The 8,841-nt window shown below is 59.6% G+C and carries 9 protein-coding genes and 1 pseudogene; all 10 read right to left on the minus strand.

Annotation, left to right across the window (positions count from 1 at the left end; all coding sequences use genetic code 11):
- Positions 1–477, minus strand: a pseudogene (locus tag H6B10_RS09975) (ATP-dependent Clp protease ATP-binding subunit); the annotation flags it as partial.
- A 116-nt stretch (positions 478–593) separates the two neighbouring features.
- Positions 594–1,253, minus strand: a complete 660-nt coding sequence (locus H6B10_RS09980) for a CvpA family protein (protein ID WP_204651469.1) — start codon at positions 1,251–1,253, stop codon at positions 594–596.
- A 30-nt stretch (positions 1,254–1,283) separates the two neighbouring features.
- Positions 1,284–2,621, minus strand: coding sequence for a DUF5711 family protein (locus tag H6B10_RS09985; protein ID WP_204651470.1), 1,338 nt, complete (start codon positions 2,619–2,621; stop codon positions 1,284–1,286).
- 54 nt (positions 2,622–2,675) lie between these two features.
- Positions 2,676–3,428 (minus strand): tRNA pseudouridine(38-40) synthase TruA, encoded by a 753-nt coding sequence (gene truA / locus H6B10_RS09990; protein WP_345941732.1) that lies wholly within the window; start codon positions 3,426–3,428, stop codon positions 2,676–2,678.
- Positions 3,425–4,243 (minus strand): energy-coupling factor transporter transmembrane component T family protein, encoded by an 819-nt coding sequence (locus H6B10_RS09995; protein WP_204651471.1) that lies wholly within the window; start codon positions 4,241–4,243, stop codon positions 3,425–3,427. The genes truA and H6B10_RS09995 overlap by 4 nt, the downstream gene beginning before the upstream one ends.
- The gene (locus tag H6B10_RS10000) at positions 4,244–5,119 is read right to left on the minus strand and encodes an energy-coupling factor transporter ATPase (protein WP_204651472.1); all 876 of its coding nucleotides are present in this window, start codon (positions 5,117–5,119) and stop codon (positions 4,244–4,246) included.
- An 85-nt stretch (positions 5,120–5,204) separates the two neighbouring features.
- Positions 5,205–6,050, minus strand: a complete 846-nt coding sequence (locus tag H6B10_RS10005; protein WP_243427341.1) for an energy-coupling factor transporter ATPase — start codon at positions 6,048–6,050, stop codon at positions 5,205–5,207.
- A 4-nt stretch (positions 6,051–6,054) separates the two neighbouring features.
- Positions 6,055–6,918, minus strand: a complete 864-nt coding sequence (locus tag H6B10_RS10010; protein WP_204651473.1) for a class I SAM-dependent methyltransferase — start codon at positions 6,916–6,918, stop codon at positions 6,055–6,057.
- Between the two features lie 16 nt (positions 6,919–6,934).
- Positions 6,935–8,305, minus strand: coding sequence for a phosphoglucosamine mutase (glmM, locus tag H6B10_RS10015; protein WP_204651474.1), 1,371 nt, complete (start codon positions 8,303–8,305; stop codon positions 6,935–6,937).
- A 78-nt stretch (positions 8,306–8,383) separates the two neighbouring features.
- On the minus strand, positions 8,384–8,841 hold a 458-nt coding region (locus H6B10_RS10020; protein WP_275951066.1), incomplete at its 5' end, for a Holliday junction DNA helicase RuvB C-terminal domain-containing protein.

Raw genomic sequence — 8,841 nt, forward strand, 5'->3', positions numbered from 1 at the left:
GGTGCGGTAGATCTCCCGGTCGCGGCCGATGATGCGGTCCGTCTTGCCGTCACGGGCTTTCTGGGTCAGGTTTTCACAGTAGGTATCCAGGAACTTGCGGCGGGGGGCTTTGCCCTTTTTCCCGTTGGGGGCACCTTTGCCTTCCTCACCGTTCTGGCGCTGTGCACCAAATCCGAAGGGAAACACCGGCGAACCGCCGGGCACAAAATCGTCCTGGGCGGCTTCTTCGGGGGCATCCTCCCCGGTGGGCATCAGCGCGCCGGACTCGGCGGCTTCCTGCAGGAAGGAACTCATCCGTTCCTCCATATTCTCAAGATCCTGGTCGGACATACCGAATTGTTTCATCAGGTCATCCACCGGCTGAATATGCATGGCCCGTGCGCAGGTCAGGCAATACCCTTCCTGCAGGGGCTTGCCGTTTTCCATCCGTTGAACAAAGACCACGGCAGTACGTTTTTTGCAGCGTACACAAAGCATAAGCTTTCACCTCTCTATATAAAAAGCATGCGCTTGTCAAAATTCCAATGGTTCTATTATCAGGCGAACCTACGGTTTTTGCAAGCGCTGGCGGACATTGTTTAGAATTTTTTCATTTAATAATATGTCAGGAACGGGTTAAATGCGCCAAAGAAACTGTATCCCACGCTCTGTTTCAGAATGCCCAGTGTCAGGAATTCCAAGGACCCGGCCGTCACACTGGCAATAAACCAGAGAACCAGTGCCAGCAGCCAGCAATCCAGTGCGCCGGTCGCCAGACCCAGAACCAGCCCGAACAGACGGTTGACGCCCCCCAGCAGCGGGATGCCGTTCACGTGGCGCAGCAACCCCACCAACAGACGGAACACCCACCGCACCAGCATGCAGAGTACCACAAACAGCAGCACCTGCACAAAGGGCAGCAGAATGGGCTGCAAGGCACCGGTGATCTGTTCCGGCAGAACATCCCCCGCCCCCTGCAGCATGGCTGCCAGATTATCCCGCACAGCCGCGGGCAAAAAGTCCATGGCCTGTACAGCCTGGGCCAGGTCACCGCCGGACTGCGCCACAGCGGCCTCCACTTTTTCCGAGATGGAACCGCTGAGGAATTCCCCGTAAATGGACGGTGCCAGTGTCCGGCTGGCCCAGACCGCGATTCCGACACCCAGCACGGCACCGATCAGTTCGGTCAACCCGGCCAGAAAACCTTTTTTCCAGCTGGCAACGGCCGCGTAGGCAAACACAGCCAAAAACAAAAGATCATAGATCCACGCCATAGTCGCTATATAATCCTTTCCCAAAATAATTTATTCATCCGGCGGCGTCAGTACATCCACCGTATTGCCGGTAAAGACCAGCAATTCCGCCGCGTCCAGCACTGCCTGGGGATGTCCGGCCAGATCGTTGCGCACCCAGTTCTGCACACCGTCGTAACCATAGCACTCCACCGAATTGGGGCAAAGAAGATACACATCGGTATCGGTAGCCGTTACGCCGAAGGCCTGCCGGGCGGGAATTTCCGCCAGCGGGGTCAGGTCGCTGTCAAAGGTGACAAGGCTGTTGCCGCCGCGGATATTGAGCAGCAGCGCCGTCTGGCGTATGCCCGGCGCCGCGCTTTGCAGCGTAGCACCGCCAAAATCATACCGTGCTGTTTCGGTGCCGGTGCGCGGGTCCAGAACGGCAATGTAGGTATCAAACACCGCAACCACACGGCTGTCGCTCTGCCAGTCCAGCAAAAGCAGCATACTGCCCTGGGTGGCGGAATAGACCGGGCCTTGGCTGTCCTGGGCGGTATCCATAAAATAGACATTGCAGCTCAGCTGGCCGTTGCGCGCCGCCAGGGTACCGGCGGCAAAGCGCCGGTTATCCGGTGCAAATTCCACCACAATGGGGGTGCCCTCATTCTGGGTCATCTGCCAGCTGTATATTTCATTGAAAGACGGGTCAAAAATCTGCAGCTGCGCCGTATAGCGGCCGGACTCTGTGACCACAGCCAATGTGTTGTTGTTGGACATGGAACACAGCAGGATGCTTTCGTCAAAGGTCCGTGTAAAGAGATTCCGCGTGCGGCTGGAGACCTGCAGTTCGTTGCCTGCACGGTTATATACCACAAACCGGGTACCGCCCACCGCCAGTACAGGGCGGGCATACGCAGGCTGAAAGCTGCGCACCTGGGTGCCGTAAGCGGAATAGACCACCACATCTTCTGCACCCATTTCCACAAATCCGCCGGCCAGTTCCTCGATCTGCAGCGGTTCGCTGATGCCCGTATTGATGGGAAAACCTCCGTTTCCCCGCTTGAGATACAGGGTCAGGCTGTCCACACTGTCGGCCAGCAAAGCAATGGAGGCCGACATGGCACCGGTAAACACCGCAATAAACAGGGCGATTACCAGCACCACAACGCCCAGTATAGCGCGGCGGCGGCGCTGCCGCTGTTTGAGCAGCGGTGTAAGGGATTTGAGCCGGGATGTCTGTGCGGTTTTGGATTCCTGCGGCGGTGTAGTGCTGCGATGCACCGGCTGCGGCGTACGCAGCCCAAGATTGCCGCTGGTCCCGGGAATGGGCTTGGTGGAGGTATGCCCCTGTTCCCGTGCCAACATCCGCTGGCGCCGTTCCTGCCGTTCTTTATCCGCTTTGTTCACAGGGGCCTTCCCTCCTTTCCTGTGTGTATTGTTGCTTCGGGCACCGCTCCGGTGTTACAGGCCGGGATAGGCCACATCTTCCAAAAACAAGCCCTTGGCCGGCAGCGTGGGGCCTGCCTTGCGGCGGTCCCGCCCCTGCAGCAGCGCGGAGATGGAGTCTGCCGTGCGCTTATGCAAACCGGCTTCCACAATGGTACCGGCCAGAATCCGCACCATATTGTACAGGTATCCGTCCGCTGTCACGGTAATGACAAAACGGTCCCCGCTGCGGCGGACCGTGCACTGCGAAACAGTGCGTACGGTATCGCCATGGGCGGCGACCGATGAGCCAGACGCGCACAGCGCCAGAAAATCATGGGTACCGACAAACTGCGCCGCCGCAGCCTGCATGGCTTCCAGGTCCAGGGGCTGGGCCACGCGGTGGCAAAGATCCAGCGTAAAAGGATCGTCGATACGTGCATTGAGAATGTAATAACAGTAGGTTTTTTCATGGGCTGCATACCGGGCATGAAAATCATCCGGCACCGGCTGCAGGGCCAAAGCGCGGATATCCGGCGGCAGATGGGCATTGAGCGCCGGAACGATCTTATCCGCCGGAACTTTGCCAGTATAACAGAAACTGAGCGCGAAACGCCGCGCATGAACGCCCGCGTCGGTGCGGGAACATCCCTTGACATCGGGGCGGCAGCCCAGTGCCGCCTGCATGGCGTCCTGCAGCACCGCGCAGACCGTGGGTGCGTTGGGCTGTACCTGAAACCCGGCATACCGGGTGCCTTTATAGGCGATCCACAACAGACAGGTCATCATACCAACCCCGGCACAAAGAAACGGGTGGAAACGATCACGGCCAGCGCGGCAGCGATCACCAGTGTGCAGCGCACATCGGTGGCGGTGAACCGCAGCTGTTTAAGCCGGGTACGGCCCTCGCCGCCATGATAGCAGCGGCACTCCATGGCCATGGCCAGTTCATCGGCCCGGCGGAATGCCGAGATAAACAGCGGAATCAGAATGGGCACCAGAGCCTTGATGCGCTGGGTAAATTTACCGGTATCCAGCATGGCACCGCGGGCTTTCTGGGCGTTCATGATTTTCTCGGTCTCCTCAATCAGGGTGGGGATAAACCGCAGCGCAATGGTCATCATCATAGCCAGCTCGTGTACCGGAAAGTGTACCTTTGCCAGTGTACGCAGCAGGTTCTCGATGGCATCGGTAAGCACGATGGGGCTGGTGGTGTAGGTGAGCAGGCTGGTGCCCGCGATCAGCGCACAGACGCGCACCGCCAGCAAAATGGCATACCGCACGCCTTCGGCGTAAATATGGAACACCCAGAACTGAACCAGCGGTTCCCCTTCCCCGGTGACAAAGAACAGATTGAGCACCGCCGTGAAAATCACGATGGGCACAATGGGTTTCAGGCTGCGCAGGATCATTTTGCCGGGAATTTTGGCAACGCGGTAGAGCGCTGCCAGCAACAGCAGCGACAGCGCAATGCCCAGAGGATTGGCTGCCACAAAAAGCACCACGATATAAGCAATGGTGGCCACCAGTTTCAGGCGCGGGTCACAGCGATGCAGCACCGAACGCCCGGGGTAATATTGCCCGATGGTAATATCTTTGAGCATTTACTCCACCCCCTTGCTTTGTTTGGCGGCCAGCGCCTTCCGGATGGTTTTGACCGCATAGGGGATGGTGTATACGTCGGTGGGAATATCCAGCCCCATCTGGCGCAGTTTGAGGAAAATCTGGGTCACCTGAGGTACAGACAGCCCCAGTTCCAGCAGTTCCTGGGCACGGGCAAAGACGTTTTCCACCGTATCGTACATGGCAATGCCCGCCTTGTGCAGCACCAGCACCCGGTTGGCATACTTGGCGATGTCCTCCATGGAATGGCTGACCAGCAGCACCGTGATGCCGGTCTTTTCGTGGTAGGCCTTGATCTGGCCCAGAATGGCATCCCGGCCTTCCGGGTCCAGCCCGGCAGCAGGTTCATCCAGCACCAGAACCCGGGGACGCATGGCCATAACACCTGCAATGGCTACACGGCGCTTCTGGCCGCCCGAAAGTTCAAAGGGGCTCTTCTGCAGCAGATCGTCGCTGAGACCTACAAAGGCAGCCGCTTCTTTGACGCGGCGTTCCACCTCCGCTTCGTCCAGACCCATATTGCGGGGGCCGTAGGCGATATCCCTGGCGCAGGTTTCCTCAAAGAGCTGATATTCCGGGTACTGCATGACCAGTCCCACCAGAAACCGGAAGGAGCGCAAATCGGCACCGGGCGCCCACAGGTCTTTGCCATCCACCAGGACCCGGCCTTCGGTGGGTCGGTTCAGGCCGTTGAAATGGCTGATCAGGGTAGACTTGCCGCTGCCCGTGGAGCCGATGATGCCCACGAAATCCCCTTCTTCCACCGCGAAGGACACATCATCCAGGGCGGTGGTGGCATCCGGCATGCCGGGGTTGTACACATACTTCAGATGTTCTACACGTATGATCTCTGACACGATCGTTTTCCTTTCCCGTAGAATACCGCCCGGCCGCTGCCGGTGCCGTTTCTGCCTTTATGGGGTGCGGCTTGCGCCGCGCGTTTCAGTTTTTCAGCAACTTATACAGTTCCTCGGCACAGCGTTCCGGCGTGATGACGTTTTCCGGCAGATCAATGCCTGCCTTGACCAGTTCATCCCGCAGTTCCGCGGCCTGGGGCACATCCAGATGGTAGCTGTGCAGCCGTTCGGTCTGGCTGAACACCTGTTCCGGCGTGCCTTCCATCACAATGCGGCCCCGGCTCATGACCAGCACACGGTCCGCCTGGGCGGCTTCCTCCATATAATGGGTGATGGATACAATGGTGATACCGGCTTCCCGCAGCTGGCGAATGGTACGCATGACCTGTCCGCGGCCGTGGGGGTCCAGCATCGCCGTGGCCTCGTCCAGCACCAGGCAGTCCGGGCGCATGGCAATGACACCGGCAATGGCCACCCGCTGCTTCTGGCCGCCCGAAAGTTTGTAAGGTGCGGCTTCCCGTTTTTCATAGATACCGGCCAGTTTCATGGCTTCGTCGATGCGGGTGCGGATCTCCTGGGGCGGTACGCCCAGATTTTCCGGCGCAAAAGCCACATCCTCTTCCACAATGGTGGCCACGATCTGGTTATCCGGGTTCTGGAACACCATCCCCACCTTCTGGCGGATATCATACAGGTGTTCCTCGTTGCGGGTGTCCATGTCCTCCACCAGCACTGTACCGGTTTCGGGCAGCAAAATGGCGTTCAGGTGCTTGGCCAGGGTACTTTTACCGCAGCCGTTGGCACCCAGTACCGTCACAAATTCTCCACGGTGCAGTTCCATGCTGACGCCGTCCACCGCAAAGCGCGGCTGTTCGGGGTCATACCGGAATTTCACATCCTGCACCCGGAGCATCGGATTTTCAGTTGGCATACAATCACTTCTCCCAAATGGCCGTAGCACCGCAGGGCACCACGCCGCCGGTGGCCGAGACCGGCAGGCCGATCTCGTCACAGTGGGTACGCCCGCCCTGGTACGGGCAGAGCGTGGTTTTTACGATGTACTCCATAACCGCCGGACTCAGGCCTTCGGTGTAGGAGTTGATGGCAAAAAAGAGCGGATCATCGCTGAGGACCTGCTCGGTCAGGGTAATCAGATCGTAGACATTGTCCTCCAGCTTCCAGATTTCGCCGCCGGGGCCGCGCCCGTAGCTGGGCGGGTCCATGATGACGCCGTCGTACTTGTTGCCGCGGCGGATCTCCCGCTGGACAAACTTGGCACAATCATCCACGATCCAGCGGCAGGGGCGGTCGGCCAGATTGCTGGCCGCGGCATTTTCCCGCGCCCAGGCGACCATGCCCTTGCTGGCATCCACATGGGTGACGCTGGCCCCGGCTGCCAGGCAGGCCAGCGTGGCGCCGCCGGTGTAGCCGAAAAGATTGAGCACCTTGATGGGACGCCCGGCCTGCCGGATTTTTTCCTGGTACCAGGCCCAGTTTACGGCCTGTTCCGGAAAAACGCCAGTGTGCTTGAACCCGGTAGGGCTGACAACAAGGGTCAGGCCCTGCCAGTGGATCTGCCATTTCTGGGGCAGCTTCTTGTGGTATTCCCACTGGCCGCCGCCCTTGGCGGAACGGTAATAGATAGCATCGGCTTGGGCCCAAAGGGGGCTGGTCTCGGCGTTTTTCCAGATGACCTGCGGGTCGGGACGGATCAGAATGGTCTTGCCCCAGCGCTCCAGCCGGTTGTGGTTGGTCGCGTCCAGCAGTTCATAATCCCGCCAGGTATCGGCAGGGCGCATAAGCGGTTCTCCTTTCTTACTTGTCGAGGATGCGCTGGCGGATCATATCGGCGATGCGCTCGGCGCTGGTCTGGATGGCAGCCTGGTCCTCGCCCTCGACCATCACGCGGATCTTGGGCTCGGTGCCGGAAACACGCACCAGCACACGGCCCATGCCCATCAGGCTCTGCTGCTGGCTCTCGATAAAGCCGGCAATGTATTCATCCTCTTTATAGGCCTGTTTCTGTTCCTTGTTGGCCACCAGGTTGATGAGCACCTGGGGGAACTTGGTATACACGGCATTGAGGTCACTCATCTTGGTGGCAGGATTCTCCGCTTTCTTGCGGGCCAGCACCTTGAGCAGCTTACCGGCGGTCAGCTCGCCGTCACCGGTGGTGGAATGATGCAGGAAAATCACGTGGCCGCTCTGCTCGCCGCCAATGGCATAGCCGCGGGCACGCATCTCTTCCAGAACATAGCGGTCACCTACCGCCGTGCGGGCCGTTTCGATGCCCAACGCTTCCATGTGCTTCATGAAGCCCAGGTTGGACATGACGGTGACCACCACCGTGTTGCCGTCCAGACGACCGCGCTCCTTCATATCGGCGCCCACCAGCGCAATGATCTTGTCGCCGTCCATCTCGGCACCGGTCTCGTCACAGGCCAGGCAGCGGTCGGCGTCGCCGTCAAAGGCAATGCCGCAATCGTAGCCGTCCTTGCGCACCGCGGCTTCCATAGCTTCCAGATGGGTGGAGCCGCAGCCGTCGTTGACCGTCAAACCGTCCTGCAGGGTGCCCATAAAGCCGCACTCGCAGCCCAGGCGGGGGAACAGCTGCTGTGCCACCGCTGCCGAGGCGCCGTTGGCACAGTCAAACAGCACCTTCAGGCCGGTCAGGTCCGCGTCAATGTGTTCCTGCAGGAAGTCCACATAGTCATTCAGGCCGGTGCGGCACATGTGGATGCGGCCAATATCGGCGCCTTCCGCCAGGCGAATGTCGGCGCAGTTATTGAATACGTGCGCCTCGATCTGGTTTTCCACCTCGTCGGGCAGCTTGTAGCCGTCGCCCTTGAAAATCTTGATACCGTTGAATTCCATGGGGTTGTGAGAAGCGGAGATCATGATGCCGGCGTCGGCATGGTACTTGCGCACCAGATACGCCACGCCCGGGGTGGGAATCACACCCAGCAGCTCCACGTCGGCACCGACGCTGCACAGGCCGGCCGCCAGGGTGGATTCCAGCATATCGCCGGAAACGCGGGTGTCCTTACCAATGAGGATTTTGGGGCGGTGGCCGTCCAGCTGGGTTAACACCGCAGCCGTGCCACGGCCGATCTGAAGCGCCAGCTCACAGGTCAAGTCCTTGCCCGCTACGCCGCGGACGCCGTCGGTTCCAAACAGTTTACCCATAATATCAGGTCCTTTCGTTGTCAGTTTGGTCTATTATTCTATGCCGCTGCTTTGTCCAGCGGTCCGGGAATGACAAAATCAGAACATGCTCTGCTGGCCGTCTTCTTCATATTTGCGGGGCACAGCCATGTGCAGATGTTCGTACGCCAGACGGGTCACACAGCGACCGCGTGGGGTGCGGGTCAGCATGCCCATCTGCATCAGATAGGGTTCGCAGAGATCTTCCAAAGTAACGCTTTCTTCCCCCAGGGCCGCGGCCAACGTTTCCAGACCAACCGGGCCGCCGCCGTACATTTCGATGATGGCGCGCAGCAAACTGCGGTCCAGTTCGTCCAGACCCATGGCGTCAATATCCATCCATTTGCGGGCGGCCACAGCGGTTTCCTCGTCGATGGTACCATCCCCCTGCACGGTGGCAAAATCCCGCACCCGCTTGAGCAGCCGGTTGGCGATACGGGGTGTACCGCGGCTACAGCGGGCCAGTTCCAGGGCACCTTCCTCCGTAATGGGAATGCCCAGTATACCGGCGCTGCGGG

It is taken from the genome of Gemmiger formicilis, from assembly GCF_016901605.1.
GTDB classification, from domain to species: Bacteria; Bacillota; Clostridia; order Oscillospirales; family Ruminococcaceae; genus Gemmiger; species Gemmiger formicilis_B.

What these genes read in the sequence shown, in the direction of transcription:
- H6B10_RS09980 (WP_204651469.1), bottom strand. Translation starts at nt 1,253, where the DNA reads ATGGCGTGGATCTATGATCTTTTGTTTTTGGCTGTGTTTGCCTACGCG.
- truA (WP_345941732.1), bottom strand. Translation starts at nt 3,428, where the DNA reads ATGATGACCTGTCTGTTGTGGATCGCCTATAAAGGCACCCGGTATGCC.
- H6B10_RS09995 (WP_204651471.1), bottom strand. Translation starts at nt 4,243, where the DNA reads ATGCTCAAAGATATTACCATCGGGCAATATTACCCCGGGCGTTCGGTG.
- H6B10_RS10005 (WP_243427341.1), bottom strand. Translation starts at nt 6,050, where the DNA reads ATGCCAACTGAAAATCCGATGCTCCGGGTGCAGGATGTGAAATTCCGG.
- H6B10_RS10010 (WP_204651473.1), bottom strand. Translation starts at nt 6,918, where the DNA reads ATGCGCCCTGCCGATACCTGGCGGGATTATGAACTGCTGGACGCGACC.
- glmM (WP_204651474.1), bottom strand. Translation starts at nt 8,305, where the DNA reads ATGGGTAAACTGTTTGGAACCGACGGCGTCCGCGGCGTAGCGGGCAAG.